Origin of the sequence: Hylemonella gracilis str. Niagara R, from assembly GCF_000600295.1 — a bacterium.
Lineage (GTDB): Bacteria > Pseudomonadota > Gammaproteobacteria > Burkholderiales > Burkholderiaceae_C > Hylemonella > Hylemonella gracilis_A.
In genome coordinates, this window is record NZ_JEMG01000001.1 from 1523612 (window position 1) to 1549185 (window position 25574).

Consider the following 25574-nt stretch of genomic DNA (forward strand, 5'->3'; position numbering starts at 1 on the left):
TTCCCCAGGAAGGGGCCGCCATCTATGGCCTAATCGCGGGCCAGATGCAAGCAGAAGACAGAATCCTTTCCGATCCCGCGCCTCTGGCCCCGCCGTCCGCCGTTTTGCCGCAGCTGCCTCCCTCCGAGGCCGAGGAGGGCGCGCCGGAACCGGAATCCTCCTTTGAGTCCTTTTTCCGCGAGCCGGAGCTGGCGCAACAGGCACCCCTGGCCTGGGCCCTGACCCAGCGCCAGCCGCTGATCGACGCAGTGCGCGGCCTGCTGGGCGGGTCGCAGGCGGCCGCTCGCCTGCGCCTGTGGTGCTTCATGGAGCTGGCCAGCCAGCCCCAGGGCCGGCTGCAGCGTGAGGACATCCAACAGCTCTTCCACGTGCTCAAGCCCGAGGCGCTGGACACGGCCCTGCGCCGCTTGCGCGAGCTGGGCCTGCTGGTCTGGGACTCCGGCAGCCAGGACTACCGCCTCTCGCCGCTGGCCCAGCAGGTGCAAGGCTTGTTGGCGCCGCTGACGCGCTCGGGCGACGCGGACGACGAGGAAATGGCCGCGCTGCTGGCCCAGGTGGCCGGTGCCCAGGCCTTGGGTCTGGCCGATGCCAGTCAGTTGCGTCACCTGCATGCACAGCTCACCCGCTTGCACGATGAATTCGCCGAGGCCATCACCAGCGGCTCCGAAGCCCGCCTGCGCGCGGCCGCCCCGCGTTTCGAACGTGCGCTGGCCCTGGTCGCTCGCGCGGGCGAGGCGCTGACGGCCCTGATTCGTGGTGACGCACGCACGCCGGGCGCGACCCGTGAGTCTGGTGTGGCGGCGGATGACGTGGCCGACGCTCGCCTGGAGCGCGAAGCCCGCGCCTTGGGCCAGGCCCAGGCCCGCTTGCTCACCATGGCCAGCCAGTTCACGCGTGCGCTGCAGCAGGCCGACCGCCAGCGCGTCACCCTCGGTAGCACGGGCGTGACCAGTTCGGACGTGCGGGCCTGGCTGCAGGCGCAGTTGCAGCAGCACGGCCCGGCCTTCGGCCAGTTGCTCGAAGACGCGCTGGCCAGCACCGTGCGCCCGGTCTTCGTCAGTCCGCACGACCTGCTGGACGTGACCGAGGCCGAGTTCGAGCGCGACCGGCCCGACCCCGACCGGCCCCAGGGCCTGCCGCCCGCCGTCGCCGCGCAACCCGGCACCATGGAAACCCTGCGCATGCCCACCGAACTGGACGACTTCATCCACAAGCTGGCGGTCTGGAACGAAACCGCCCGGCCGCACGACCTGCAGGAAGCGGTGCTGGGGGAAGCATCCGATGCTGGCACCGGCCAGCCCAACGATGACGCACACACGGGCGGCACCGCCGGCACAGGCCGTTACGCCCAGGCCGCCTACCGCATGCAACTGCTGCCGCTGCTGGGCGACGTGCAGGCCCGCACGCTCAAGGGCCAGACCGGCGACTTTGCGCGTTCGCCCTGGCGCGTGGCCCTGAGCCCGCAAACGCGCACCCTGTCCGCGCAGGAAGGCGGCCCGGTCGCCACCTTGAGCGAGGGACAGCTTTACCCCGAAAATACGCAGTTCCCCGCAACCGGCCCCGACGAATCCTCCACCCCATGACCGTTCCCCTGGACGATGCCGCCGTGCTGGCGGCGCAGCTGCTGGCCCGGCGCTGGCTGCCGCGCCAGCATCCCCTGGTCAAGCGCGCCCTGATCGACGCCGAGCTGTGGCAAGCCGTGCAGGACCGCCTGGCCCAGGTGGGCCTGAGCCTGGTGGACAACCTGCATGCCGACCACGTGGCCGTGGCCTTGCGGCGCGAGGCGCAGAGCGCCGTCTTCGGTGAAGCGGGCTTGAACGCCAACAACAATGTGGACTTGCCGCGCGACGCCGTGTCCTTGCTGGTGGTGCTGTGGGCGCTGATCGTGTTGCCCAAGCGCGAGCGCCAGGCCGCCCGTGCGGGCAGCGAGGACGATGGCCAGAACGAGATGTTCCGCGCCGACAAGCCCCTGCCCACGGCCGCGCAAGTCAGCCCCGTGATTTCCTACAAGGCCTTGCTGGCCGACTTCGGCGAACAGCTGGGCCGCAAGCTGCGGCTGGACACCAACCTCAAGCGCCTGGAGGCTCAGGGCTTCATCACGCGCAAGGGCGACGACATCGCCGAAGGCCCGCTGCTCGACCTGCTGCTGGACTACGACACCCTGGCGCCGCGTGTGCTGGACGGCGTGGTGGGCGAGGTGCTGGCGCGCGCCAAGGCGGCCGCGCCCGACACGTCGGCATCGCCCACACCTCCGCCCACGCCCCCGCATTCCCCTGATCACCCGGAGGCCCAGGACTGATGTTTCACCTGCAAAGCCTCGAACTGCTGCACTGGGACTACTGCCAGCGCCTCACCCTGCCGCTGGACGGCGCGATCATCACCGTGGCCGGGCCCAATGGCTCGGGCAAGACCACGCTGCTCGATGCCATGCGCACCTTGCTCGGCCTGGAATGCTCGGGCGGACGCAGCTACAAGACCTACGCGCGCCACGCCAAGGCCGACACCGCCTGGCTGCGCGCCACGGTGGACAACCAGCCGCGCAACCGCCAGGCCGCCAGCCGCCCCTTCGCGCGCAACCTGCTGTACACCGACCAGGTCACGCTGGTGTGCCGCATTGAGCGCAATGGCGGCGACTGGCAGCGCCGTTACGCCATGGTCGAGGGCGATGTGGCCATCGAGCAACTGGCCGAGAAACCCGAGAAGGAATGGCTGGGCATCGAGCACTGGAAGAAGCGCCTGGAAGGCGCCGGCCTGTCGCGCGCCATCGCCCGCGTGCTGGCGCTGGAGCAGGGCCAGACCGACCGCCTCTGCGAGTACTCGCCCAAGGAACTGCTGCGCCTGGTCTTCGACGTGTTTGGCGACCAGGAAGTGCTGGACCGCTACGAAGAAGCGCGCCAGCACCAGCGCCAACTGAGCGAGGAGGTCGAGGCCGCGCAGCGTGAACTCACACACGGCCAGGCTCAGCTGGCCCAGCTGGAGGCGCGTGCCAACCTGTACCGCCAGCACCAGGCCAAGCTGCGCGAGCGTGAACAGCTCGCCACCGAAATCATCCCCGTGCTGGCTTGGTCCGAGGAACGTCAAGAACTGGCGGGCAAGCTGCGCGAGCTGCACCGCCAGCGCCTGCACCAGGCTGGCGAGGCCCGCCAGCGCGCCGACTACAAGCGTCGCCTGTTGGAAGCCTTGCAGGCGCAGCAGAGCGCCGAACAGCAGGTGGGCCTGCTCAAGACCCAGCGCGACGAAGCGCAGGCCACGCTGGACGAGGCCCGCGCCGCCGAGAAGCCGGTGGAGCTTGTGCTCAAGCAAGCGCAGGAGCTGCAAGAACTCGCCGCCGTTGAAGGCGATGCCGCGCAACTCGCGCAGCGCCTGGCGGGCCTGGAAGCAGACAAAGCCGCGCTGGCCGCCGACTGGCAGCAGGCCAAGGCCGACCGCGCCAAGGCCCAGGACGCGCTGGACGCCCTGGAAGGCCAGCGCGTGGCGCCGCCCCCGCCCGAGGTGCAGCGCTTTCTGCGTGTGCTGCGCGGCGAAGGCATCGCACACCATGTGCTGGCCGACGTGATCGAAATCACCGACGAACACTGGCGCGCCGCCGCCGAAGGCGTGCTGCGTGGCGCGCGCTGGGTGGTGGTGCTGGACCAGGCGCAGGACGAAGCCCGTGCCCTGGCCTTGGCCGAGCGTGAGCGTTACCGCCACTACCTCGTCGCCCGAGCCGAGGCCGCGCCGGTAAAGCCCGATGCGCACAGCCTGCTGGCCGTGCTGCGCTTCTCGGCCAGCGTGCCGGCCTGGCTGCTCAAGCAGCTGGCGCAGATCCGTCGCGTGGACAGCACGGCCGAGGGCCTGAAGCTGGGTGCGGGCCCCGAATGGATCACGCCCGAGGCCTATTGGCGCGACGCGCGCGGTGGGCGCAGCGTCTGGGTGGACCCGTCGCAGCACCAGTTCGGCGCCGCGGCGCTGACCGCGCGGCGTGCCTCCATCGAGGCACGGCTGGCGCAGCTGGACGCGCAACTCACGCAGACCGCCCAGCGCCAGACCGACACCCAGCGCCAGCTGGACGCCGCCAAGGAAGCGAGCAAGGGCCACCGCGCCGCCGAGGAACTGGCGCGCCGCAGCGAGGAATTCGCCCAAGCCCGCGAGCAACTGCCCGCGCTCAAGCAGGCCCGCGTGCAGGCCGCGCAGCGCTGGCAGACGCTGGACATGCAGCATGCCGCCGCCCTGCGCGAGCAGATGAACGCGCAAGGCCTGTACCGCGACACGCAGAACCGCCTGAGCGACAGCGAGCGCGCAGCCGAGAAGTACGAGCGTGAATGGCGCGAGCGTCACGACACGCTGCACGAACGCGCAGCGTCGTCACGCGCGGCCCGCCGCCGCTTCCCGGCACGCTGGATCGCCACCGAGGCCCTGGCCGATCTGCGACTGCGCTTCAAGAACGCGACCCAAGCCCGCCTGCGCCTGGACAGCATCGAGCGCGAACTGGAACAAGGCCAGTGGGAAACCGACGCCACGGTGGAAGACAAGGTGGTGCTGATGCGCGCCACCGTCGCCGCCCAGCAGCACGAGCTGGACCAGCGCCGCGCCAGCAACGAAGCCGCCAGCGTGGCCGTGGGCAACGCGCGCGAGCGCTACATCGACGTGCTGCGCGCCACCGTGCGCCGTTACCGTAGAAACATCGTGGATCTGGGCCAGCTTGCGGGCGTGGAAGTCAACGCCGACCTGCCCCATCTGGACAACGACGACACGGTGCTGCGCCAGGCCGAGCTGAAGGTGAGCTTCAACTTCGACGGCAAGGGCCAGATCGGCCTGAACGACGGCGAAGCCTCGGGCGGGCAGCAGGTCATCAAGTCGCTGATCCTGCTGGTGGGCCTGCTCAAGGACGAGGAAAACAGCGCGGGTGGTTTCGTCTTCATCGACGAACCCTTCGCCCACCTGGACGTGCGCAACATCCAGCTGGTCGGCCATTTCCTCAAGTCCACCCGCGCCCAGTACGTGCTGACCACGCCCATCACGCACAACGTGGAAGTGTTCGAGCCGGCCGACATCACCCTTGTCACCTCCAAGAAACCGGCGGGCGCGCGCTGGGCGCCGCCGATCGGCGTTTTGCAACGGCGGGCCGCTGCGTAGTTTCCGAGGGTTCACGTGGGCATGCCGATATCCGGGCGATGCGGCGAGGCGGGGCGGAGGGCCGTCCGCCTCATGAGATCGCTGCGCGATCAGAAATCGGCGGCGCGGCCCTCCGCCCCACCTCGCCGCGCGCAGCATGGTTGGCGTGCGCACAATGTTTTTTTGCACGCCGACCCTCCGCACAGGTGGGCGAGGCCCTGGGGAACCCGACGATTTCTGATCGCGCAGCGATCTCATGAGGAGGGTCTCCAGGGTCTCGCTCGCCTGTGCGCGCATGCCGAGAAGGACCAAGCAGGCGCAGCAATTGACGTACACCATTTGATTCTCAGGAGCAGACCATGAGCCACCCCACAACACTCCCGCAACGCCAACTCGGCCCCTTCCAAGTCTCCGCGCTCGCCTTCGGCTGCATGAACATCTGCCATGCCTACGGCGCCTCACCGTCGCCCGAGGCAGCAGTGCGCCTGCTGCAGGAAGCGCTGGACGCGGGTTTCACGCATTTCGACACGGCGGCGCTTTACGGCTTTGGCGAGAGCGAGCGCCTGGTGGGCCGGGCGCTGAAGTCGCGCCGCCATGAATTCGTGCTCGCCAGCAAGGGCGGCATGGCCGGGGTGACGGGCGAAGACGGCGTGACGCGCCGTGTGATCGACGGCCGCCCCGAAACCCTGCGCCGCAATTGCGAGGACAGTCTGCGCCGCCTGGGCATGGACGTGATCGACCTCTACTACCTGCACCGCTGGGACAAGAGCGTGCCCATCGAGGACAGCGTGGGTGAGATGTCACGCCTGGTCGAGCGCGGCCACGTGCGCAGCCTGGGCTTGTCCGAAGTGTCCGCGACCACGCTGCGCAAGGCCCACGCCGTGTTTCCCATCGCCGCGCTGCAGACCGAGTACTCGCTGTGGACGCGCAACCCCGAAATCGCCGTGCTCGACGCCTGCCGGGAACTGGGCGTGAGCTTCGTCGCCTTCAGCCCGCTGGGCCGGGGCTTTCTGAGCGGCAAGATCGCTGGCGCGGAAGTCGCCGCCTTCGACGCCAAGGACATCCGCCGCAGCATGCCCCGCTTCACGGCCGAGAACTACGCGGCCAACGAAAAGCTGTTGCCGGCCTACCAGGCCCTGGCGCGTGAAGCCGGTTGCACGCCTGCCCAACTTGCGCTGGCCTGGTTGCTACAAAAATCAGAGCGAATCATTCCGCTCTTTGGCACGACCAGCCTGAGCCACACGCTGGACAACCTGGGCGCCGCCCAGGTGAAGCTGAGCGCCGACTTGGTTGCACGGCTGGAAGACCTGATCAACCAGAAGACCGTCGTGGGCAGCCGCTACAACGAGCAGGGCAATCGCGAGGTGGATACCGAGGTTTTTTGATTGGAAGTCACTGCGTCCAATTGGTACTTACTTCAATTGAATGTTCAGTTTTAGAAACCATACTCGATCAGTCATCAAATCCCAGTGGAAATGCAGCGCATGTCGTCGTATACCCTTGAAGATCTCCGCACTCGTGGCGCCCCTATCGCAATGGCAATGCTCCTTCGAGCTGTTAAGAGTGGTGAGCCGTTCGTCACCTATGGTGAAATCAAGAAAGAGCTTGAGCAGCAACTTAACATACCTTCGATTTTTACTGTTCAAATCGGGACGGTTGCTGGTGCAATGATGGATGCCATTCTCGAGGTTGATCCAAATGCTCCGCTCCTGAATGTAATGATCGCCAGACCTAACGGCATTCCGAGCGAGGGAGTGTCGGGCTACTTGGCTACTCGTTACCGAAACAATGAACTGCTTGATTGGGATTCTGTACCAATTGAACGGAAGCGCGAGATTGTTCTGCGTGAGCGCGGAAAGATTTTTTCTTATCAACGCTGGAATGACATTGCCGAGCACTTGTATGGGGTTGTTGGGCAGCAACTATTGCCAAGTGTTCCCGGGCGAGAGCACGACTACACAAGTAGGGGCGGCTTTGGAGGTGAGGCCGAGAGTCCTGAGCACAAGCGTCTCAAAGAGTGGGTTTCAGATAATCCCAAGAAGATTGGCATAAAGACCAATCCTCAGAATGCTAAAACGGAGGCGCAACTTCTATCGGGCGACGAGATTGACGTGCTGTTCAGCAGTGGGACTTCTTTCCACGTTGTCGAGGTGAAATCTCGTCGCTCCAACGATGCAGACCACAAACGTGGAATCTATCAGTGCGTCAAGTACCGCGAGGTAAAAAAGGCTGAGCACGCTCCTTTTGATATCGATGTCCAAGCGATCCTTGTTACCGAGAATGACATTTCAAGTGAGTTGGTTGAGCGTGCAAAGATTCTTGGTATTCGCTGGGAGAAGGTTCTCCTTCCGTGACACGTCTTCGTACCTGCATGTAATTTTCATACCAAAGGAAAAAGAAAATGGCGGCTAAGACATGCTTCGTCGTGATGGCTATTGGTGAGCAGAATACTTCTGGTGGTGTGGTTTCCGCAGTCGAGCTTAGGACGAAGTATGACGATCTAATCAAAGAGGCCATTCTTAAGGCTCGGCCTGGGCTTGATGTTGTGCGTGCGGACGATGTCTCTTTACCTGGAACCATAACCACAGACATCATTTCCCGAATCATGCACTCAGACTATGTTGTCGCTGATGTAACTTATCCGAATCCAAATGTATTCTATGAACTTGGCTTGAGGCATGCATGCCGTACAGGCACCGTGATCATCCGTGACAAGGAAGGACCGCGCGTCCCATTCGACATAGCGCATCTTAGGTACGTTGAATACGAGAACACAACGACTGGACTTAAGCAACTGTCAGCCCAATTGGTAACTTACTTTGATCATTTTGATCGCGACCCAACGCGCCCAGACAATCACTTCCAAGAGTTTGCCAAGCTCACAAACTACTCCTTCCCCGACTATAGGCGTGAGGACCCGGTGGAGCCTGAGATGCAGGCATTCATGAACATTCTTGAGGCACCAGAGATTATGAATTTGATCTTAAAGCAGCAAGCCGGCGATTCGATGGACGAGGCGGAGATCTTTCGTGCCGTTATTGCCAACCCAAAGGTTGCACAGCCGTTGGTGCAAGCTTTATATAAATCAGGTCAAATTTCGCTGGGGAATTCTGGGGGGAAGCCATTGGGTGTATCGAGACAGCGGTCACAACCGACCAATCGCAAAAGTCGGAAGAAGTAGCTAGCGTCTGTGGGTTTCCTGGTTTAGTAATTCCCCTTTCACCTAGTGACGCCTATCTGCCCCGTTTGCTCCAGATGACTCTCGGCGAACTCATCCCCGCGCTTCGAGAAATTTCGCCCGATCCAACGGTTCGTCGACTCATTGAATTGCTTGAAGGGTGGCGAACCGATGGCCGTACCGCAGACGAGCTGCATCAATCTGTGGAGCGGTACATTGGAAACTCCTGGATTGCGAGCGACGAGGAACACAAGACGGTCTACAGACTCTGGACAGCCTTTCGAGACGAGTGCATTTCCGGGCTCTTGGGTATGACCATCAACGAACGCCTGTTCTGTTTCGACCTTTTTGACGCCTGGGACAACGCTGGGACAGAAGAAGGTCGTGCGGTAATTCGAAACAAGATCGACTTTGGGTGAGACCCTCACTTCCACGTTAAACCGCAAGAGACCCTATCGGAGGCAGCACCCCGCTATGAAACCTCTAACCATTCCCCAGGCGGCGCAGCGTGACCAGAATTCGGTGCAAATGCTTAGCGCGTGGATCGCCGAACGAGGGCTGCACTGCACGTTGAACATTGGATTCTTTGAATCCGCAGGGCACACCGAGGCCAAGGCTTGGGGGATTCTTTTGGCCGATCTCGTAAGGCACATCGGCAATGCTGTCGCTGTAGAGCGCGGTACGCCAGCAGACGAAACAGTAACCGCAGTCTTTACTGCGATTCAGTCAGAACTAGACTTTCCAACATCGAGCGCCGTCGGTGAATTTCATGTGGGTCACGCTTAATCTTGCATCGTCCTCGCAGCGCGCCTTGGGGTTAAACCTGCCATTCGAGCAGACTGCCTTCGGCGCCCGCTCGCTTTCACGTTAAACCTCGCAAATTACGCTCGCTATGATCGATTCCGCCAAACATCTTGTCTTCCACGGCACGCTCGTGCTGCTCTTTGGGCTGCTGCTGGGCGCACCCTATGGGAAGGCGATCAACCGTGGTGCTCCCGCTCATATCGTCAACTCTTGGCGCATCGCTCATCAGAGTCTTCCAATCGCGGCCATCCTGATGTTCTCGGTGGCTGCGCAGCTGTCGTCGTTCTCTGTGCCTGCAACCGTTTCGTGGTTGATCGCTGGCAGTCTCATCGCCTCGTCATACTTTTTCTGCGTGTCGATGCCGCTGGCCGCCATCACGGGGCACAGGGGCCTGACTCGCGGTAAGACATTTCCCGAAAACATCGTCTTCTTCGCCAACATCGCGGGCGCGTGGCTCTCACTCATCGCCACTCTCGGTTTGGTGTATGCGGCTGCCGTATCGCTATGAATCGGAGGAAAACGCGCTCCACGGCAGCGAGACTTAAACCTTCAATCAAGAGGATTCTTTCTCCGCTTCCATCGAAAGTACATCAATGAAACATTATTTTTTGCTTGCAGTTTTGTGTGTACATCAAGTCGCTTTTGCGCAGACCAAGTTTTTGGCTGAATCCGATATTCGGAAGACGGCTGAGTCAGTCGTCGCGAATGTCACTGCGGGCAATCCCGCCCGTGCCTGGAAGGATCTGCGTCCTCTAACGGTTATTCCGTCCAGTGAGTTTGATGTCTTTGAGGCACAGTATGGGAGCCAGGTGTCTCAGATGATTCAAAGATTTGGGAAACCAATCGGCTACGAATACGTGCGAACGGAAAAAGTGGGCAATAGCCTTCAGCGGCTGATATTCCTAGCTCGGCACGAGAAGGCTCCGCTGCGATGGGTGCTCGTTTTCTATCGCACCGAGAAAGGCTGGGTTGCCACCGAATTCAAGTTCGATGGCGATGTACAAAATCTCTTTACTGCAGGCGGCTAACCCTTAATCCCTGCACTGACTTGTCAGAAGGAGTGCCGCCATGTCGCATATTCCCAAAAACACCCTCTGCCTCTGGTACGACCGCGATGCGGAGGCAGCAGCGCGCTTCTACGCCCAGACTTTCCCCGGTTCGTCCGTCGGCGCGGTGCACCGCGCGCCTGGGGACTTTCCCTCGGGTCAGCAGGGGGACGTGCTGACGGTGGAGTTCACGGTGCTCGGCATTCCCTGCCTGGGGCTGAACGGCGGGCCGGCGTTCCAGCCCAGCGAGGCGTTTTCCTTCCAGGTGGCCACGGAGGACCAGGCCGAGACGGACCGCTACTGGAACGCGATCGTGGGCAATGGCGGGCAGGAGAGCGCCTGTGGCTGGTGCAAGGACCGCTGGGGCATTTCCTGGCAGATCACGCCGGTCGCGTTGACCCGGGCCTACACCAGCTCGGACCGTGCCGCCGCACACCGGGCCTTCCAGGCCATGATGACGATGAAGAAGATCGACGTGGCCGCCATCGAGGCGGCGGTGCGGGGTGGGGCATGAAAAAGTTCCTGCTGCTGCTGGTCTCGCACGGGGTGGTGCTGGTGTTCGGTTTTGCCCTGGGCATCTATGTGCTGCCCATTCTCGTAGCGCCCCCCGCGCCGACGAACGAGCAGGCAGCCATGGCCGCGCATCCTGCGGCGTTTCAAGGCCAGTTTCGCCGCGACCTGAAGGACAGCGACATGCTGCATTGGGGGGAAGGGGCGGTGTCGGTGGGGCGCGAGCGCATCGTGCTGCTGGGCCGGCTGGCGCCGGGGCCGGATTACAAGCTCTACCTCTCGCCCGAGTTCGTCGAGACCGAGGCGGATTTCCTGCGCCTGAAGCAGCAGATGCAACAAGTCGGGGACGTGCGCACCTTCGAGAACTTCGTGGTGCCCGTGCCCGCGACGGTGGACGTCGGCCGGTACAAGGCCGTCATCGTCTGGTGCGAGACCTTCTCGCAGTTCATCACGGCGGCGAGCTACCAGTAGGCGCACGCGCATACGCATGCGCGCCTGCACCAGCGCGCGGGCCCATCAGTACAGACCGTTCAGCACAGGCTGTTCAGTACAGGCTGTTGCTGCGGGTGCTGACGGCGGCGGCCTGCTTGCGGTTGCCGATGCGTTTCAGTGATGCGCGCAGCACTAGGCGTCCGCTGAGCAGCACGTCGCGTAAGGGCAGGGCGGGGTTGCTGATGCGCAGTTGCAGCAGGCGCAAGGCTTCTTCCCCCAGTTCGTCGCGGGGCACCTGGACGGTGGCCAGCGGTTCGTCATGGAACTCACCCGGGTTGAAGCCGTCCATGCTCAGCAGGGAGATGTCGCCGGGCACGTTCAGCCCCAGCTCACGCAACGCGGCGTGGGCGCCGGTGGCCAGGAAGTCACCGCCGACCAGGATGGCGCTGGGCAGCGCGTCGCGCGGCTGCTGGGCGAAGGCGGTGAGGATAGCCTCGTGTGCTTCGCTCGCGCCGAAGCCGGAGGTGGCCACCAGGCGCTGGCTCTGGTCAAAGGCGATGTGGTGCTGCGCAAAGGCCTCGCGTATGCCGGCCAGGCGCCGCTCCATGGTCACGCGGCGCAGGCACATCAGCACCAGGATGTCGCGGTGCCCGTGCTCGATCAGCACGTTGGCGGAAAACTCGCCAATCTGCTGGTGGTTGGGCGACACACTGTCGAGTCGCATCTTGCGGTCGGCGCAGTTGATCAGCACGCAGGGTTTGCCCACGTCCGCCGCCACCTCGTGGATCAGCGGGTCATCGATGCCGATGAGGACGGCGGCTTCACACGCGGGCTCTCCAATGCGTTGGAGGAAGGCCGCCACGTCGTTGTCTTCCTCTTCCAGGCTGCAATAGCTGATGCGCACATCCTGGTTGCGCACCGCTTCGCGCAGCCCTTGGATTACCTTGTAATAAAAAATGTCGGTGCGCACGTCGAAGGCGCGTGCCGGGGCGAACACGGTGAGCTGGTGAAACAGGGGCGGGCTGGACGACAGGTTCTCGAGCACACCTTGCTGTCGGGCGCAGGCCAGGACTTTTTGGCGGACTTCCGGGCTGGTGTTGGCCTTGCCCGCCAGCACGCGCGAGACGGTGCTGACGGAGACGCCGGTCAACGAGGCGATCTCCCGGATCTTCAAACGAGCGGCCATCAGGAAAACCCTTAGTCCAATTCATGAAAATATTTTCATGAATGATAGTCACGGTTTTGCTTGGTTTTACTCATGAACTGGCTTGTCTCTGAAATTTTTTGCAGAAAACTTCGTTGATCGTTTGCACCGGGATTCGTATAACGAAATGGTCAACATGACAGGCGCCCCGGGAGCGATCCCCGGGGCGCCTTTTCCGCCATTCAAAGGAGACAAGGAATGAAAGCACGTTACGCCACCCTCGTCGCGGGCCTGTTGCTGGCCCTCGGCCTCAACGCCCAAGCGGTCGAGAAAATGCGCCTGGGCCACAACCAGCCGGAAGACCATCCGGTGCACAAAGCGATGGTGCGGTTCGCTGAACTGACCAAGCAATACAGCAAGGGCGAAGTCGAAATCTCGGTGTTCGCCAACGGTGTGCTCGGTTCCGAGCGCGAGATGCTGGAGCAGGTGCAGAACGGCATCTTGCAAATCACCAAGGCCAGCGCCTCGCCGCTGGAAACATTCGCCTCCGCTTACAAGGTGTTCAACCTGCCCTTTGTGTTCCGCGACAAGGACCACTTCTACAAGACCCTGGCGAGCCCTGTGGGTGAGGAGCTTCTGGCGTCGTCGCGTAACCGCGGCTTCATCGGGTTGACCTATTACGACTCGGGTTCCCGCAGCTTCTACACCAAGCGCCCGATCAACACGCCCGACGACCTGCGCGGTCTGAAGATCCGCGTGCAGCAAAGCCCGACCACCATCGCCATGATCAAGGCGCTGGGTGCCACGCCCACGCCCATGGCCTACGGCGAGGTCTACACCGGGCTGCAGACCGGGGTGATCGACGGCGCGGAAAACAACGTCACTGCGCTGACCATCGGCCGCCATGGCGAGGTGTCCAAGTTTTATTCGGAAACGGAACACCAGATGGTGCCCGACGTGCTGGTGATCTCCACCATGAGCTGGGGCAAGCTGAGCCAGCCGCAGCAGGCCGCGATGAAGAAGGCGGCGCTCGAATCCTTCGAACTGCAGAAGCAGTTGTGGGGCGAGGCCGAGAAGGCCGAGCGGGTGAAGGCCGAGGCGCTGGGCGTGAAGTTCAGCCGTCCGTCCAAGGACGCCTTCGTGGCCAAGGTCAAACCCATGATGGATGCCGAGCGCCAGAACGCGGCGATTGCCAGCCTGCTCGACCGCATCGCGGCTGTGAAGTAAGCCGCGCGGGCGGCGAGCGCGTGAGCGCGCTCCGCCGCCTTCTTTTTTCGTGACGCATGCTGGCCTGCGCCCCTTGCAGGCGATCCGGCATCGTCACGTTCCAAGCGTGAGACGAAATGACCATGAATCTGCTGTTTGCCTTGAAGCGCGTGCTGGACCGGGGGCTGGAAGTCCTGCTGGTGCTGCTTTTTTCCGTCCTGTTTGCTTGCGTGATCATCCAGGTGTTCACGCGCTACGTGCTTGGAGACCCTGCCATCTTCACCGAAGAAGTCTCGCGCTACGCGATGATCTGGTTGAGCCTGCTGGGGGCGGCTTATGCCGCCGGCAAGATTGAACACATGGCTTACACCATGCTGCCCGACAGCCTGAGCGGCGCCCGTTTGAGGTGGCATGTGCGTTCGGTGGCCTTGATCGTGCTGGCGTTCGCGGCCTCGGTGATGTGCTACGGCGGGGGCTTGCTGGTGCTGCGCGCGCTGGAGTTCGAGCAGCTCACCGCGACTTTGGAGTGGCCCATGGGCTATGTCTATCTCTGCATTCCGATCTCGGGTGCCCTCATCGTGTACTACCAAATCCTCATCCTGCTGGCTCCGGATCAATTGCAGCCGCAGAACGCGGACGCCGCCGCGACCGCTGCGCATTTGGCGGATTGAATCTCCGAGCTAGTCATGACTGCAATCATCATCTTGACGATCGTCTTCACGATCCTGCTGCTCTGGGGCGTCCCCGTGAGCTTCGCGATCGGTGTGTCCACGCTGGTCGCACTGTTTGCCTTTCTTCCCGATGCCACCCAGGCCCTCGTGGTGTCCGCCCAGCGCATGACCTCGAGCCTGGACAGCTTCACGCTTGTGGCGATTCCCCTGTTCATCCTCGCGGGCAACATCATGAACACCGGCGGCATCGCCTTGCGCCTGATTGACTTCGCGCGGGTGGTGGTCGGGCGCCTGCCGGGCTCGCTGGCCCACATCTCCTGTGTGGCCAATGCCTTGTTCGGTTCGATTTCAGGCTCGGCGGTGGCCAGCGCGGCGGCTGTGGGTTCCACGCTGACGCCGCAACAGCGCGCGGCGGGCTACAACATGCCTTTCTGCGCCGCGGTGAACGCCATCAGCTCACCGGCGGGTTTGTTAATCCCGCCCTCGGGGGCGCTGATTGTGTATTCGCTGATCTCGGGCGGCACGCCGGTCGATGTGCTGTTCGTGGCGGGTTACATCCCCGGCATCCTGATGGTAGCCATGGCCATGGTCTGGATCGCCGTGAAGGCCGCGCGGGGTGAGTTCCCAAAAGAGGTGTACCGCTACACCCCGAAAGAATCGCTGCAGATCTCCTTGCGGGCCATTCCGGCCCTGCTGCTGATCGTGATCGTGATGGGCGGCATTGTGGGTGGTGTCTTCACCGCCACGGAGGCCGCAGGAATCGCGGCGCTCTACACCTTCATCCTCGGGCGCTTTTTTTACAGGACGCTGGACAACCGTGCGCTGATCAAGAGCACCCTGGATGCGGCCGTGGGCTCGGCCATCGTGATGCTGATGGTCGGTGTTTCCATGACCATGGCCTGGCTGCTGGCTTCCAGCGGCGCCGCGCGCATGCTGTCGGACGCCATCATTGAATTTTCCAGCAACCCCTATGTGTTGATGCTGCTGTTCAACGGTCTGTTGCTGTTGATCGGAACCTTCCTGGACATCACCCCGGCGCTGCTGATCTTCACCCCCATCTTCTTGCCCGCCGCCATGGCCTTGGGCATCTCGCCCGTGCACTTCGGCATCATCATTGTTTACAACCTCTGCATCGGCATCACCACGCCGCCCGTAGGCAGCACTTTGTTTGTGTCATCGCGTGTGGCCCAGGTGACGCTGGCGCAAATGACGCGACCCTTGATGCCCTTGTTCGCGCTGCAGGCCGTCGGCTTGTTGTTGGTGACCTTCATCCCCGCCTTGTCGACCTGGCTGCCGAGTGTGCTGCTTGGTAAGACCGGTTGACCCCGCCGCCGCCGCTCAAGCCGATTCTGTTGTTTTCCCCCAGGGTCCCGTCGTGTGACGGGCCCAGGGCTGACCGCGCCAGAGCCTGGCCCGGTGGGCCCGGTGTTGTCTGGAGTATGAGAAATGTCCGTGTCGAATCCCCCTGTTTTCGCGCTCAGCCGCGTGGACGGTCATCACCTGCATCTGCAAAGCAAGGAGGGGCACCAGGCCCATGTCTTCGTGCTGGAAGACGACATCGTGCGCGTGATGGTGCTGCCGGACGGCGCGCTGCGTTTTCCCCGCACCTGGGCGATTGCGCCGGGCGCCGATGACGTGCCGCGCGAGGGGCGGGATCGTTTTGACGTTTCAGGCTTTTCGTTGCCGAAGTTCGCGCTGGACCAGGATGAGCCAGGGGTACTGCAACTGACGACGGCGAGCATCCGCCTGCGCATCCGTTTGAGCGGCTTGCATTGCGACTGGGAGACGCGGGTCGAGGGCCGTTGGTGCCCCGTGGCCAGTGACCGCCCCACCCAGGCCTACAACTTTGGCTGGTGGGACAACAAGGTCTATCACTACCTCCAACGCGAGCCCGACGAGATGTATTTTGGCCTGGGCGAGCGCGCGGGCGAATCGAACCGCATGGGTCAGAGCTACCGCATGTGCAATGTGGACCCCATGGGCTACAACGCCCGCACGAGCGATCCGCTCTACAAGCACATCCCGTTCTACATCACCTGGAAGAAAAAACCGGGCGTGGCCTTTGGTCTGTTCTACGACACGCTGTCGGAATGCCGCTTCGACATGGGGCGGGAGCTGGACAACTACCACGGCCACTACCGCTACTTCGTGGCCGAGCATGGCGACCTGGATCTCTACTTCATCGCGGGCGCCGTGCCCGCCGACGTGACCCGGCGCTACACCTGGCTGACCGGCCGTCCGGTGTTCTCGCCGAAGTGGGGCCTGGGCTATTCCGGCTCCACCATGACCTACACCGACGCGCCCAATGCCCAGGAGCGCATGAACGAGTTCCTCGATGGCTGCAGCCAGCACGACATCCTGTGCGACTCCTTCCACCTTTCGTCTGGCTACACCTCGATCGGCGACAAGCGCTACGTCTTCAACTGGAACCGCGACAAGTTTCCCGATCCGAAAGCCTTTGTCGAACACTACCTCCAGCACGGCGTGAAGCTCTGCGCCAACATCAAACCCTGCCTGCTGCGCGATCACCCGCGTTATGCCGAGGCCGAGGCGGCCGGCCTCTTTGTGCGCGAACCCGATGGCACACCGGCCCAGGTGCAGTTCTGGGACGAAACCGGCGCCTACCTCGATTTCACCAACCCGGCCACCTACGCCTGGTGGCAAGCGCGCGTGACCGACGCATTGCTGGACTACGGCATCGCCTCTACCTGGAACGACAACAACGAGTTCGAGATCTGGAGCGACAAGCCGCTGGCCCACGGCTTTGGCAGCCCGTGGCCCGCCACCCAGGCCCGCCCGCTGCAAACCCTGCTGATGATCAAGGCCTCGTTCGAGGCGCAGCGCGCGCATGCGCCTGGCCAACGGCCTTTCCTGATTTCGCGCTCGGGGGCCGCGGGCATGCAGCGTTATGTGCAGACCTGGTCGGGTGACAACTACACCTCCTGGGAGACCCTGCGCTACAACATCAAGATGGCCATGGGCCTGGCGCTCAGCGGGGTGTCCAACACCGGCCATGACATCGGCGGTTTCGCGGGCCCCGCGCCGGAGCCTGAACTCTTTCTGCGCTGGGTGCAGCACGGCATCTTCCTGCCGCGTTTCTCCATCCACTCCTGGAACGACGACAAGACGGTCAACGAGCCCTGGATGTACCCGCAGATCACGCCGCAGATCCGCGAACTCATCCGTCTGCGCTACCGACTGATGCCTTACCTGTACGACTTGTTGTGGCGCTCGCACCGCCACTACGAGCCGATGATCCGCCCCACGCTCCACGATTTTCCGCAGGACCCGCGGTGCTTCGAGGAGAACGACGACATGCTGCTCGGCGCCCAGCTCTTGGTGGCTTCCGTGGTCGAGCCCGGCCAGCGCGACCGCGAGGTCTATCTGCCCAAGGGCGCTTGCTGGGTGGATTACTGGAGTGGGGACCGCCACGAGGGCGGGCAAACCATCGTCTTGCCTGCGCCCTGGGACCGCCCGCCGCTGCTGGTGCGCGAAGGCAGCATCCTGCCGCTGAACCTGGCCGAACAGCATTTCGCGCAAGCAGCGGACCAGCGCGGCTTCGCGCTCTTTGTCGCCCCCGAGGGCGGTCAGCTGCGTTATGACTGCTTTGAAGACGACGGTGCAAGCGCCGCCGTGCACGAAGGGCAGCATGGCGAGTGGCAGGTCGAGATCCGCGCGGATGCACACGCCTTGCAGGTGGAGGTAAAGGCCGCGGGTGCCTGCCCTCCGCAGGCGGACGAGATCACCCTGCTGTTGCCGGCCCGCGATGTGCGCCGCGTCACAACGCCCTCGGGTCAGATCATCGCTGACCAGGCTGGCGTGCAATGGCGTGAAGTGCTTGTGCGCCTGGGTTGAGTTGGGTCTGAGGCTGGGCGTGACATTGGGTGCGAGTTCTTGCAGGTCGCCCGGCTAAACTGCGCTCAGCCTACTGAGTGATGGGCTTGCATCCAGAACATCCCGACGAGAGACACGCATGACGCCTTCCTCCCTGCCCACCCTGATGCTCCTGCCCGGCCTGAACTGCGACGCCGCAGTCTGGGCGCCGCAAGTGGCCGCGCTCAAGAAGCAAGTGAACTGCGTGGTGCCCGCCTGGGGCCTGCGTGATTCATTGACCGCCATGGCCGAGCAGGCCCTGGCCGAGGCGCCGACCGAGCGGTTCGCCCTGGCCGGCCATTCCATGGGCGGCCGCGTGGCGCTGGAGGTGATGCGCCTGGCCCCACAGCGCGTGACCCACCTGGCCTTGCTGGACACGGGTACGCATCCGCTGGCAGCGGGTGAGGCCGGCGAGAAGGAGAAGGCGGGCCGTTTGGCCTTGCTGAAGATCGCACGCGAGCAGGGCATGCGTGCGATGGCGCGGGAATGGGCCAAGGGCATGGTGCACCCGGACCGCATCGGTTCGCCCTTGTTCGAGGAGGTGCTGGACATGTTCGACCGGGGCAGCGCGGCGCAGTACGCCGCGCAGATCAATGCGCTGCTCAACCGCCTGGACGCCACGCCCCTGCTGCCGAAGATTCAATGCCCCACGCTGGTATTGACGGGCCGCGAAGATGCCTGGAGCGGCCCGGCCCAGCACGAGGCCATGGCCGCCGCGATCACGGGCGCGAAGCTGGTGCTCGTTGAGCACAGTGGGCACATGACCACCCTGGAGCAGCCGGAGGCGGTGAACCGGGCGTTCGCGCAGTGGCTGAAGATCTAGGTCCACCGCCCTGACCCCAATGCCTCGTGCCTGAGCGGCGCAATGTCAGCGAGGCGCTCAGTCCCTGGGCCTGAAACTAAAGATGAACTCAGGTGGCACCTTGCCATCGGTGTCCTTGGGCAGGATGGCCGTCTTGTCGATGGCGCGCAGCACGGCCTCGTCCCACAGCCGGTTACCGCTGCTCTTGGTGAGCGTGCGGCTGGTCACGGCGCCGTCGGGCGCGGTGGTGACTTTCACTTCCGCGCTGATGTTGGGGTCGCTCAGGTTGTCGGGGAAGACAATATTGGGCTTGATGCGCGCGCGGATGCGGCCGGCGTAGTTGGCCGAGGGCCCCGCCGTGCGCGTGGCCTGGCCCGCCGCATTGGGCTGGGGCGTGGCTTCTGCCAGGCCGGCCATGCGGCGGATGTTCTCCTGGCGCAGTTGCTCACGCAGCTCGGTGGCCTCGCGCTCGCGGCGTTCGGCTTCTTCCTTGCGGCGTTTTTCCTCCGCCAGCTTGCGTTCGCGTTCCTTCTGTTCGCGCTGCTTCTGCTCGCGCTCCAAGCGTGCCTTGCGTTCGACCTCGGCCTTGCGGGCCTGCTCTTCGCGTTCACGCTCCAGGTTGATCTCGGCCTCCCGCTGTGCCTGAGCCTGCGCGCTCGGGGGGGGCGGGGGTGGCGGTTCCACCGGTGCGGGCGTGGGCTCGGGTTTTGGCTCCGGCGGCGTGGGCGGTGGGGGGTCGGGCGGTGCAGGTTGTGCCACGGGCGCCATTTCCTGCGGCACCGCGGCCCAAAGCTCCGCTTCCACGGCCAGCGAGGTGTCGCGTTTCCAACCCACACCCCAGGTCAGCGCGGCCACGAGCAGGACGTGGACCAGCAGGGCCAGGGCCAGGGCGCGTTTGTCGATGCCGCGCGGACGCGGGCTACCGTCGCCGGGGCGGGCAGTGGGAGGCAAGGCGCTGGCTTGGAAGGCGGAGGGGGCGTTCACGCTGGGTCGGGATGCGAGGGGATGGTTAAAAGGGGGCGGGGCGGGCAGAAAAACACCGCCTCAGCGGGCGGTTTGCACCGAGAGGCCCACGCGCTGCACGCCGGCGCGTTGCAAGGTGTCCATGACCTTGACCACGGCCTCGTACTTCACGTTCTTGTCGGCGCTGATGACGACGGCGCTGTTGCCGCTCTCCGTACCCTGGACCTGGCCTTGCGCGCTCAGCACATTCGCGGCCAGCTCGTCCAGCCGCACGGTGCGCGTGTCGTCCCGGATGCGCAGGCGCAAGGTTTCGTCCTTGTTGACGATGACCTCGATGACCTGGGTGGGCGAAGGCGCGGCCCTGCTCACGCTGGGCAGGGCGACCACGCTGGGCGTGATCAGCGGGGCCGTCACCATGAAGATGATGAGCAGCACCAGCATCACGTCGATGAAGGGCACCATGTTGATTTCATTGATGGTGCGTCGTCCGCGTCCGCGGTGGGCTACGCCGGGCATGCTGGATTCCCTTCCTGGTCTTCAGCGCGTCTGCGCCGGGGCCTGCTGGCCGCTGATGTTGCGTTGCAGGATGTTGGAGAACTCCTCGATGAAGGTCTCCACGGCGTTGGCCACGCGGTCGATGTCGCGCGCGAATCGGTTGTAGGCGATCACGGCCGGGATGGCGGCGAACAGGCCGATGGCCGTGGCCACCAGGGCTTCGGCGATGCCGGGGGCCACCGTGGCCAGGGTCACCTGCTGCATGGAGGCCAAGCCCGTGAAGGCATGCATGATGCCCCAGACCGTGCCGAACAGGCCGATGTAAGGCGAGACGGAGCCCACCGTGGCAAGGAAGGACAGATTGGATTCCACCCCATCCATCTCGCGTTGCATGCTCGCGCGCATGGCACGGCGCGCGCCGTCGAGCAAGGCGGAGGTGTCGGTCACCCGACGCTCGCGCAGCTTCTGGTACTCGCGCAGGCCGGCGACGAAGATGCGCTCCATCGGGCCGCTGTCGCTTTTCTGCGCGGCCTGGGCGTACAGGGTGTTGAGGTTGGCGCCGGACCAGAAGTCCTGCTCGAACTTCTCGTTGCTGGCGCGCACCTTCTTCAGACCGAAGTACTTGCTGAAGATGGCGGCCCAGCTGGCAACGGAGCCGCACAGCAGGATCAGCATGACGGCCTGCACGACCCAGCTGGCGTGCAGCACAAGTTGAATGATGGAGAAGTCTTGGCTCATGGTTTCAGGGGCTTCCTACGGTGAATTTCCTGGCGGCAGGGCGGGCAGGGCGGGCAGGGCGCGCAGCACGGCCTCGGGCAGACGCGCCGGGTGCAGCGTGACCGCATCCACCCAGGCGATGTGCACATTGCCCTGGCAGAGCAAATGCTCTCCCAGCGTCGCGGTTTGCGCGATTGTGAGGGATGCGCGGCTGCTGGCGCTCAACTCGGCACTCACCGCAAGGACATCGTCCAGCCGAGCCGGGCGGTGGTAGCGGATGTCAGCCGCGCTGACGACGAACATGCCACCGGTCGTTTCGCGCAGCGCATGCTGGTCGATGCCCAGGGCGCGCAGCCATTCGGTGCGCGCGCGCTCGAAGAACTTCAGGTAGTTGGCGTAGAAGACGATGCCGCCCGCGTCCGTGTCTTCCCAGTACACGCGCACGGGCCAGGTGAAGGTGGCTGGGTGCGTGCGCTCGCTCATCCCAGCAACTGGCGCAGGCGCGCCACGGCTTCCTGCAGTTGGGGCAGGGCGTTGGCGGTGGAGAAACGGATGTAACGGCCGGTGTCGGTCTGGCCGAAGTCGCGCCCCGGCGCCACGGCCAGGTGGGCGCGCTCCATCAGCGCGAAGCTCAGGTCCCAGCTGTCCTTGACTTGCAGCTTTTGACAGGCCTGGGTGCAATCGGCCCATGCGTAGAAGGCGCCGTCGGGCATCACGGGCACGGTCAGGCCCAGGGCGTTGAGCGCGGGGATGAAATAGTCGCGCCGCGCCTTGAACTCGGCGCGGCGGCGCTCGTACTCCGCCAAGCTCTCGGGCTCGAAACAGGCCAGGGCCGCGTGCTGGGCGATGGTGCTGGGGCAGATGTAGAGGTTTTGCGCCAGCCGCTCGACCACCGGCACCAGCATCTGCGGCACCACCAGCCAGCCCAGGCGCCAGCCCGTCATGTTGAAGTACTTGCTGAAGCTGTTGATGGAGATGATGTTGTCGCCCAGCGCACTGCCGTCCGAACCCTTCAGGCCCAGCGCGCTCTGGCCATAACGTTCGTCGTGGCTCAGGCCCAGGTAGATCTCGTCCAGCAGGGTGATGCCTTCATGGTCGCGCACGACCTCGGCGATGCGGCGCAACTCCGCCGGGTCAATCGAGGTGCCTGTGGGGTTGGAGGGCGAGGCCAGCAGCACACCGCGTGTTTTGACGGTTCCGCCACGCGTGCTGTCGTTCCAGTGCGCACGCACCTGCTCGGCACTGAGCTGGAAGCGCTCGGCCGGGCCGCTGGGGATGAGCTTGGCCACGCCATCGGCCGCCTGCACGAACTGCCGGTTGCAGGGGTAGCTCGGGTCGGGCATCAGGATTTCGTCGCCGGCCTCGATCAGTGCCAGGCAGGCCAGTTGCAGCGCTGCGGAAGCACCCGCCGTGACCACGATGCGTTCCGGCGCGATGTCCAGGCCGAAGCGCTGCGCATACCAGTTGCTGATGTGCTCGCGCAGCAACGGCAGGCCCGTCGCGTCGGTGTACTGGCTGCGGCCGTCGCGGATGGCGCGCTCCGCGGCCTCACGCACCAGCGGCGGCGCGGTGTAGTCCGGCTCGCCGATATTGAGGTAGATCATGGGCTCGCGACCCGCTGCAGCGGTGCGAGCCAGGGCGGCGGCGGCCTTGGCCACCTCCATGACGTAGAAGGGGGCGATCTTGCGGGCGCGTTCGGCGATTCTCATGCGGGCGGGGCCTGACTTGCAGCGCTGGCTCAGCGGGCCTTGCCCGAGGCCTTGTCCGCCGCGACCTCGGCCGCGCGCAGCGTCGGCGCCAGTCCGTTGAGCACCGCGTTGACGTACTTGTGGCCGTCCGTGCCGCCGAAGGACTTGGTGAGTTCGATGTACTCGTTGAGCACCACGCGCCAGGGCACGTCCACGCAGTGCTGGAATTCGTAGGCGCCCATCCACATGATGGCGCGCTCGATGGGCGAGATCTCGGCCAGCTTGCGGTCCAGCAGGGGCAGGATGAGCTGGTCCAGCGCCTCGGCCTCGCTCACGCAGCCGTGCAGCAGCGCGTCGTAATGCGCGGCGTCGGCCTTGTGGAAGCCGGTCAGGTCGCGCGTGAAGGCGTCGATGTCGGCCGTGGGGTTGCGGCCCACCAGATGCTGGTAAAGCGCCTGCAGCGCGAACTCGCGCGAGCGGCTGCGGCCGGACAGGGACCGGCTCGGCTTGTGCACGGCCTTGCCCGGTGCGTGGCTTGCCGTGGCCTCCGCGGTCTTCGGGGCGTCGGCTTCGGTGCCGGGCGTGGGGGCGGGCTTGGCGTCGGGTTCGTTCATCAGATGTTGTTCAGCAGGTTGGCCATTTCCACGGCGGTGCGGGCCGCGTCGCGGCCTTTCTCGCTCTGGCGGGCGACGGCCTGGGCCATGTTCTCGACCGTGAGTATGGCGTTGGCGATCGGGGTCTGGTAGTCCAGCGCGACGCGGGTGACGCCCGCGCCGGATTCATTGGCCACCAACTCGAAGTGGTAGGTCTCGCCACGGATGATGCAGCCCAGGGCGACCAGCGCGTCGTAATGCGTCTTCTCGGCCAGGGCCTGCAGGGCGCTGGGCACTTCCAGCGCGCCGGGCACGAAGAAGTGGTCGATGTTGCGCTCCTGCACGCCCAGCGCGAGCAGCTCGGCGCGGCAGGCGGCCGCCAGGGCGTCGGTCACCTCCTGGTTGAAGCGGGCCTGCACGATACCGATGGCGAGGTCGCTGCCGTCGAGGCGGGCGTCGCCGGCTTGGAGTTGTCCTTGGTTGGCGCCGAACATGGGGGATTCCTTCGAAAGTGGATGAGAGGTTGGGGCAGCGTGGCGTGTCAGTGGGGATCGCGATCAGGGCGAGATGTACTCGACGATCTCCAGCCCGTAACCGACCACGCTGGGCAGGCGGCGGGACTGACCCAGCAGCCGCATGCGCTGGACCCGGTGCTCGCGCAGGATCTGCGCGCCGATGCCGTAGGTGCGCAGGTCCACCGTGCTGCGTGGCGCCGGGGCGCTGCCCGTGAATTGAGCCAGCAAGTCGCTGGCGTTTTCACCGCAATTGAGCAGCACCACGATGCCGCAGCCCTCGCGCGCGACCCGGGCCAGGCTGGCGTCCAGGCTCCAGGAATGGCGTGCACGGCCTACTTCCAGTGCGTCCAGCAGGGACAGCGGTTCGTGCACGCGGGTGAGTACGGGGTCTTGCTCCCTGCGCTCCGGCATGTCCAGGCCCATGGTCAGCGCCAGGTGCAGGCCCTTGCTGGGCTTGTCGCGGTAGGCATGCGCGGTGAACTCGCCGTATGCGGTCTTGAGCGGACGGCTCGCGACCTTTTCGATCAGAGACTCGGTGCGACTGCGGTACTCAATCAGGTCGGCGATGGTGCCGATCTTCAGGCCGTGCTCGGCGGCGAAGAGCTGCAGGTCCGGCAGGCGGGCCATGGTGCCGTCGTCCTTCATGACCTCGCAGATCACGGCGGCCGGCGAGCAGCCCGCCATGGCGGCCAGGTCGCAACCGGCTTCGGTATGGCCAGCGCGCATCAGCACGCCGCCGTCCACGGCCTGCAGCGGGAAGATGTGACCGGGCTGCACCAGGTCCTCGGGCTTGGCGTCGCGGGCCACCGCAGCCTGCACGGTGCGGGCGCGGTCGGCGGCCGAAATGCCGGTGCTCACGCCCGTGGCCGCTTCGATGCTGACGGTGAAGGCCGTGCCATGCTGCGCGCCGTTGCGCGCCGCCATGGGCGGCAGGCGCAGGTGCTCGCAGCGCTCGCGCGTCAGGGTCAGGCAGATCAGGCCACGCGCGTGCTTGGCCATGAAGTTGATGGCTTCGGCCGTGACGTGGTCGGCGGCGATGACGATGTCGCCTTCGTTCTCGCGGTCTTCCTCGTCCACGAGGATGACCATGCGGCCGGCGCGCATCTCGGCCACGATGTCCTCGACGGGCGAGATGGGAACGGGCGATGGCTTGGTGTTCATGAGTTTGCTTTCAACATGCGCTCGACGTAGCGGGCGACGGTGTCGATTTCCAGGTTCACCCCCGAGCCGGCCTTGAGCAGGCCCAGGGACGTGTTTTGCACGGTGTGCGGGATGAGGTTGATGCTGATCTCGCAGCCGCCGCCCGAGGCGGCGGGCTGGTCCACGACCTGGTTCACCGTCAGGCTCACGCCGTTGACGGTGATCGAACCCTTGTAAGCGAGGTAGCGGGCCAGTTCTTGGGGAATGCGGATGCGCAGCTCCCAGCTTTCGCCGACCTGGGCGAAGTGGCTGACCGTGCCCACGCCGTCCACATGGCCCGAGACGATGTGCCCGCCCAGGCGGTCGCCCGCGCGCAGGGCTTTTTCAAGGTTGACGGTCTGGCCCTCGCTCAACCCCGTGGTCTTGGCCAGGGATTCGGCGGAAATGTCGATGGTGAACTGCCGGCGCGACGAGTCCAGCGTGGTGACCGTCATGCAGGCGCCGTTGAGCGCGATGCTGTCGCCCAGGCCGACGTCGTCCAGGTAATCGGGGGGAGATGTGTCAGGCGGGCAGGCGATGGTCAGGCGCTTGCCGTGCTGCAAAGAACTGCCGAGGTCGTGGCTGGCGACGATGCGCCCCACGCCGGTGATGATGCCGGTGAACATAGGGGCGCTATTTTCGCAGAACCGGGCCGCCCGGGTCG

At 64.7% G+C, this 25574-nt stretch carries 27 protein-coding genes; 17 read left to right on the top strand and 10 right to left on the bottom strand.

What is annotated here, in order from left to right:
- The first annotated feature begins 44 nt into the window (after window positions 1-44).
- From AZ34_RS07035 to AZ34_RS07085, 12 genes are all read left to right on the top strand, one after another.
- A complete protein-coding gene (locus tag AZ34_RS07035; protein ID WP_035606390.1) occupies window positions 45-1583 on the top strand; it encodes a hypothetical protein in 1539 nt (512 codons plus the stop codon).
- On the top strand, window positions 1580-2299 hold the full coding sequence (locus tag AZ34_RS07040; protein ID WP_035606393.1) for a hypothetical protein: 720 nt from the start codon (window positions 1580-1582) through the stop codon (window positions 2297-2299). Before AZ34_RS07035 ends, AZ34_RS07040 begins: the two co-directional genes overlap by 4 nt.
- The gene (locus tag AZ34_RS07045) at window positions 2299-5115 is read left to right on the top strand and encodes an ATP-binding protein (protein ID WP_035606396.1); all 2817 of its coding nucleotides are present in this window, start codon (window positions 2299-2301) and stop codon (window positions 5113-5115) included. The genes AZ34_RS07040 and AZ34_RS07045 overlap by 1 nt, the downstream gene beginning before the upstream one ends.
- Before the next feature lie 338 nt (window positions 5116-5453).
- Window positions 5454-6479 carry an aldo/keto reductase gene (locus tag AZ34_RS07050; protein ID WP_035606399.1) on the top strand — a complete coding sequence of 342 codons (1026 nt, stop codon included), beginning with the start codon at window positions 5454-5456 and terminating at the stop codon, window positions 6477-6479.
- Between the two features lie 99 nt (window positions 6480-6578).
- The gene (locus AZ34_RS17565; protein WP_155831740.1) at window positions 6579-7448 is read left to right on the top strand and encodes a hypothetical protein; all 870 of its coding nucleotides are present in this window, start codon (window positions 6579-6581) and stop codon (window positions 7446-7448) included.
- Window positions 7449-7495: 47 nt separating this feature from the next.
- The gene (locus AZ34_RS07060) at window positions 7496-8275 is read left to right on the top strand and encodes a hypothetical protein (protein WP_035606402.1); all 780 of its coding nucleotides are present in this window, start codon (window positions 7496-7498) and stop codon (window positions 8273-8275) included.
- 74 nt (window positions 8276-8349) lie between these two features.
- A complete protein-coding gene (locus tag AZ34_RS18250) occupies window positions 8350-8691 on the top strand; it encodes a hypothetical protein (RefSeq protein ID WP_035606405.1) in 342 nt (113 codons plus the stop codon).
- A gap of 55 nt (window positions 8692-8746) precedes the next feature.
- The gene (locus AZ34_RS17940) at window positions 8747-9058 is read left to right on the top strand and encodes a DUF5076 domain-containing protein (protein WP_081767115.1); all 312 of its coding nucleotides are present in this window, start codon (window positions 8747-8749) and stop codon (window positions 9056-9058) included.
- 106 nt (window positions 9059-9164) lie between these two features.
- Window positions 9165-9584 (top strand): hypothetical protein, encoded by a 420-nt coding sequence (locus tag AZ34_RS07070; protein ID WP_035606408.1) that lies wholly within the window; start codon window positions 9165-9167, stop codon window positions 9582-9584.
- An 85-nt stretch (window positions 9585-9669) separates the two neighbouring features.
- Window positions 9670-10104: a hypothetical protein gene (locus tag AZ34_RS07075; protein ID WP_155831741.1), complete on the top strand. Its 435-nt coding sequence runs from the start codon at window positions 9670-9672 to the stop codon at window positions 10102-10104.
- A gap of 40 nt (window positions 10105-10144) precedes the next feature.
- Window positions 10145-10636 carry a VOC family protein gene (locus AZ34_RS07080; protein WP_035606414.1) on the top strand — a complete coding sequence of 164 codons (492 nt, stop codon included), beginning with the start codon at window positions 10145-10147 and terminating at the stop codon, window positions 10634-10636.
- A complete protein-coding gene (locus AZ34_RS07085) occupies window positions 10633-11103 on the top strand; it encodes a DM13 domain-containing protein (protein WP_035606417.1) in 471 nt (156 codons plus the stop codon). The genes AZ34_RS07080 and AZ34_RS07085 overlap by 4 nt, the downstream gene beginning before the upstream one ends.
- A 73-nt stretch (window positions 11104-11176) precedes the next feature.
- Here the strand turns inward: AZ34_RS07085 and AZ34_RS07090 are convergent, their stop codons facing one another.
- A complete protein-coding gene (locus AZ34_RS07090; protein ID WP_035606420.1) occupies window positions 11177-12250 on the bottom strand; it encodes a LacI family DNA-binding transcriptional regulator in 1074 nt (357 codons plus the stop codon).
- A gap of 216 nt (window positions 12251-12466) precedes the next feature.
- Between AZ34_RS07090 and AZ34_RS07095 the strand changes: the two genes are divergently transcribed.
- The 5 genes from AZ34_RS07095 (at window position 12467) to AZ34_RS07115 (ending at window position 18781) form a co-directional block, all read left to right on the top strand.
- Window positions 12467-13435: a TRAP transporter substrate-binding protein gene (locus tag AZ34_RS07095; RefSeq protein ID WP_035606423.1), complete on the top strand. Its 969-nt coding sequence runs from the start codon at window positions 12467-12469 to the stop codon at window positions 13433-13435.
- Window positions 13436-13557: 122 nt separating this feature from the next.
- Window positions 13558-14085, top strand: a complete 528-nt coding sequence (locus AZ34_RS07100; protein ID WP_035611118.1) for a TRAP transporter small permease — start codon at window positions 13558-13560, stop codon at window positions 14083-14085.
- 15 nt (window positions 14086-14100) lie between these two features.
- A complete protein-coding gene (locus AZ34_RS07105; RefSeq protein ID WP_035606426.1) occupies window positions 14101-15408 on the top strand; it encodes a TRAP transporter large permease in 1308 nt (435 codons plus the stop codon).
- A gap of 123 nt (window positions 15409-15531) precedes the next feature.
- The gene (locus tag AZ34_RS07110) at window positions 15532-17940 is read left to right on the top strand and encodes a TIM-barrel domain-containing protein (protein WP_035606428.1); all 2409 of its coding nucleotides are present in this window, start codon (window positions 15532-15534) and stop codon (window positions 17938-17940) included.
- A 118-nt stretch (window positions 17941-18058) separates the two neighbouring features.
- Window positions 18059-18781, top strand: coding sequence for an alpha/beta fold hydrolase (locus tag AZ34_RS07115; RefSeq protein WP_035606432.1), 723 nt, complete (start codon window positions 18059-18061; stop codon window positions 18779-18781).
- Window positions 18782-18838: 57 nt separating this feature from the next.
- Here the strand turns inward: AZ34_RS07115 and tolA are convergent, their stop codons facing one another.
- From tolA to AZ34_RS07160, 9 genes are all read right to left on the bottom strand, one after another.
- The gene (tolA, locus tag AZ34_RS07120) at window positions 18839-19744 is read right to left on the bottom strand and encodes a cell envelope integrity protein TolA (protein ID WP_331280900.1); all 906 of its coding nucleotides are present in this window, start codon (window positions 19742-19744) and stop codon (window positions 18839-18841) included.
- A gap of 60 nt (window positions 19745-19804) precedes the next feature.
- A complete protein-coding gene (locus AZ34_RS07125; RefSeq protein ID WP_035606435.1) occupies window positions 19805-20239 on the bottom strand; it encodes an ExbD/TolR family protein in 435 nt (144 codons plus the stop codon).
- A 21-nt stretch (window positions 20240-20260) separates the two neighbouring features.
- On the bottom strand, window positions 20261-20956 hold the full coding sequence (tolQ, locus tag AZ34_RS07130; protein ID WP_035606438.1) for a protein TolQ: 696 nt from the start codon (window positions 20954-20956) through the stop codon (window positions 20261-20263).
- A gap of 15 nt (window positions 20957-20971) precedes the next feature.
- Window positions 20972-21418, bottom strand: a complete 447-nt coding sequence (ybgC, locus tag AZ34_RS07135) for a tol-pal system-associated acyl-CoA thioesterase (protein WP_035606441.1) — start codon at window positions 21416-21418, stop codon at window positions 20972-20974.
- Entirely contained in the window at window positions 21415-22644 is a 1230-nt protein-coding gene (locus AZ34_RS07140) for a pyridoxal phosphate-dependent aminotransferase (protein WP_035606444.1), read from the bottom strand. Before AZ34_RS07140 ends, ybgC begins: the two co-directional genes overlap by 4 nt.
- Before the next feature lie 29 nt (window positions 22645-22673).
- Window positions 22674-23237, bottom strand: a complete 564-nt coding sequence (nusB, locus tag AZ34_RS07145; protein WP_035606447.1) for a transcription antitermination factor NusB — start codon at window positions 23235-23237, stop codon at window positions 22674-22676.
- Window positions 23237-23710: a 6,7-dimethyl-8-ribityllumazine synthase gene (gene ribH, locus AZ34_RS07150; protein ID WP_035606450.1), complete on the bottom strand. Its 474-nt coding sequence runs from the start codon at window positions 23708-23710 to the stop codon at window positions 23237-23239. Before ribH ends, nusB begins: the two co-directional genes overlap by 1 nt.
- A 63-nt stretch (window positions 23711-23773) precedes the next feature.
- On the bottom strand, window positions 23774-24892 hold the full coding sequence (gene ribBA / locus AZ34_RS07155; RefSeq protein ID WP_035606452.1) for a bifunctional 3,4-dihydroxy-2-butanone-4-phosphate synthase/GTP cyclohydrolase II: 1119 nt from the start codon (window positions 24890-24892) through the stop codon (window positions 23774-23776).
- The gene (locus AZ34_RS07160) at window positions 24889-25536 is read right to left on the bottom strand and encodes a riboflavin synthase (RefSeq protein ID WP_035606457.1); all 648 of its coding nucleotides are present in this window, start codon (window positions 25534-25536) and stop codon (window positions 24889-24891) included. Before AZ34_RS07160 ends, ribBA begins: the two co-directional genes overlap by 4 nt.
- Window positions 25537-25574 lie beyond the last annotated feature (38 nt).

What these genes read in the sequence shown, in the direction of transcription:
- AZ34_RS07050 (WP_035606399.1), top strand. Translation starts at nt 5,454, where the DNA reads ATGAGCCACCCCACAACACTCCCGCAACGCCAACTCGGCCCCTTCCAA.
- tolQ (WP_035606438.1), bottom strand. Translation starts at nt 20,956, where the DNA reads ATGAGCCAAGACTTCTCCATCATTCAACTTGTGCTGCACGCCAGCTGG.
- AZ34_RS07115 (WP_035606432.1), top strand. Translation starts at nt 18,059, where the DNA reads ATGACGCCTTCCTCCCTGCCCACCCTGATGCTCCTGCCCGGCCTGAAC.
- AZ34_RS07035 (WP_035606390.1), top strand. Translation starts at nt 45, where the DNA reads ATGCAAGCAGAAGACAGAATCCTTTCCGATCCCGCGCCTCTGGCCCCG.
- AZ34_RS07040 (WP_035606393.1), top strand. Translation starts at nt 1,580, where the DNA reads ATGACCGTTCCCCTGGACGATGCCGCCGTGCTGGCGGCGCAGCTGCTG.
- AZ34_RS07080 (WP_035606414.1), top strand. Translation starts at nt 10,145, where the DNA reads ATGTCGCATATTCCCAAAAACACCCTCTGCCTCTGGTACGACCGCGAT.
- AZ34_RS07160 (WP_035606457.1), bottom strand. Translation starts at nt 25,536, where the DNA reads ATGTTCACCGGCATCATCACCGGCGTGGGGCGCATCGTCGCCAGCCAC.
- ribBA (WP_035606452.1), bottom strand. Translation starts at nt 24,892, where the DNA reads ATGAACACCAAGCCATCGCCCGTTCCCATCTCGCCCGTCGAGGACATC.
- AZ34_RS07085 (WP_035606417.1), top strand. Translation starts at nt 10,633, where the DNA reads ATGAAAAAGTTCCTGCTGCTGCTGGTCTCGCACGGGGTGGTGCTGGTG.
- AZ34_RS07070 (WP_035606408.1), top strand. Translation starts at nt 9,165, where the DNA reads ATGATCGATTCCGCCAAACATCTTGTCTTCCACGGCACGCTCGTGCTG.
- AZ34_RS18250 (WP_035606405.1), top strand. Translation starts at nt 8,350, where the DNA reads ATGACTCTCGGCGAACTCATCCCCGCGCTTCGAGAAATTTCGCCCGAT.
- AZ34_RS07060 (WP_035606402.1), top strand. Translation starts at nt 7,496, where the DNA reads ATGGCGGCTAAGACATGCTTCGTCGTGATGGCTATTGGTGAGCAGAAT.
- AZ34_RS07045 (WP_035606396.1), top strand. Translation starts at nt 2,299, where the DNA reads ATGTTTCACCTGCAAAGCCTCGAACTGCTGCACTGGGACTACTGCCAG.
- AZ34_RS17940 (WP_081767115.1), top strand. Translation starts at nt 8,747, where the DNA reads ATGAAACCTCTAACCATTCCCCAGGCGGCGCAGCGTGACCAGAATTCG.
- AZ34_RS17565 (WP_155831740.1), top strand. Translation starts at nt 6,579, where the DNA reads ATGTCGTCGTATACCCTTGAAGATCTCCGCACTCGTGGCGCCCCTATC.
- AZ34_RS07100 (WP_035611118.1), top strand. Translation starts at nt 13,558, where the DNA reads ATGAATCTGCTGTTTGCCTTGAAGCGCGTGCTGGACCGGGGGCTGGAA.
- AZ34_RS07075 (WP_155831741.1), top strand. Translation starts at nt 9,670, where the DNA reads ATGAAACATTATTTTTTGCTTGCAGTTTTGTGTGTACATCAAGTCGCT.
- AZ34_RS07110 (WP_035606428.1), top strand. Translation starts at nt 15,532, where the DNA reads ATGTCCGTGTCGAATCCCCCTGTTTTCGCGCTCAGCCGCGTGGACGGT.
- nusB (WP_035606447.1), bottom strand. Translation starts at nt 23,237, where the DNA reads ATGAACGAACCCGACGCCAAGCCCGCCCCCACGCCCGGCACCGAAGCC.
- AZ34_RS07125 (WP_035606435.1), bottom strand. Translation starts at nt 20,239, where the DNA reads ATGCCCGGCGTAGCCCACCGCGGACGCGGACGACGCACCATCAATGAA.
- ribH (WP_035606450.1), bottom strand. Translation starts at nt 23,710, where the DNA reads ATGTTCGGCGCCAACCAAGGACAACTCCAAGCCGGCGACGCCCGCCTC.
- AZ34_RS07140 (WP_035606444.1), bottom strand. Translation starts at nt 22,644, where the DNA reads ATGAGAATCGCCGAACGCGCCCGCAAGATCGCCCCCTTCTACGTCATG.
- ybgC (WP_035606441.1), bottom strand. Translation starts at nt 21,418, where the DNA reads ATGAGCGAGCGCACGCACCCAGCCACCTTCACCTGGCCCGTGCGCGTG.
- AZ34_RS07095 (WP_035606423.1), top strand. Translation starts at nt 12,467, where the DNA reads ATGAAAGCACGTTACGCCACCCTCGTCGCGGGCCTGTTGCTGGCCCTC.
- AZ34_RS07090 (WP_035606420.1), bottom strand. Translation starts at nt 12,250, where the DNA reads ATGGCCGCTCGTTTGAAGATCCGGGAGATCGCCTCGTTGACCGGCGTC.
- AZ34_RS07105 (WP_035606426.1), top strand. Translation starts at nt 14,101, where the DNA reads ATGACTGCAATCATCATCTTGACGATCGTCTTCACGATCCTGCTGCTC.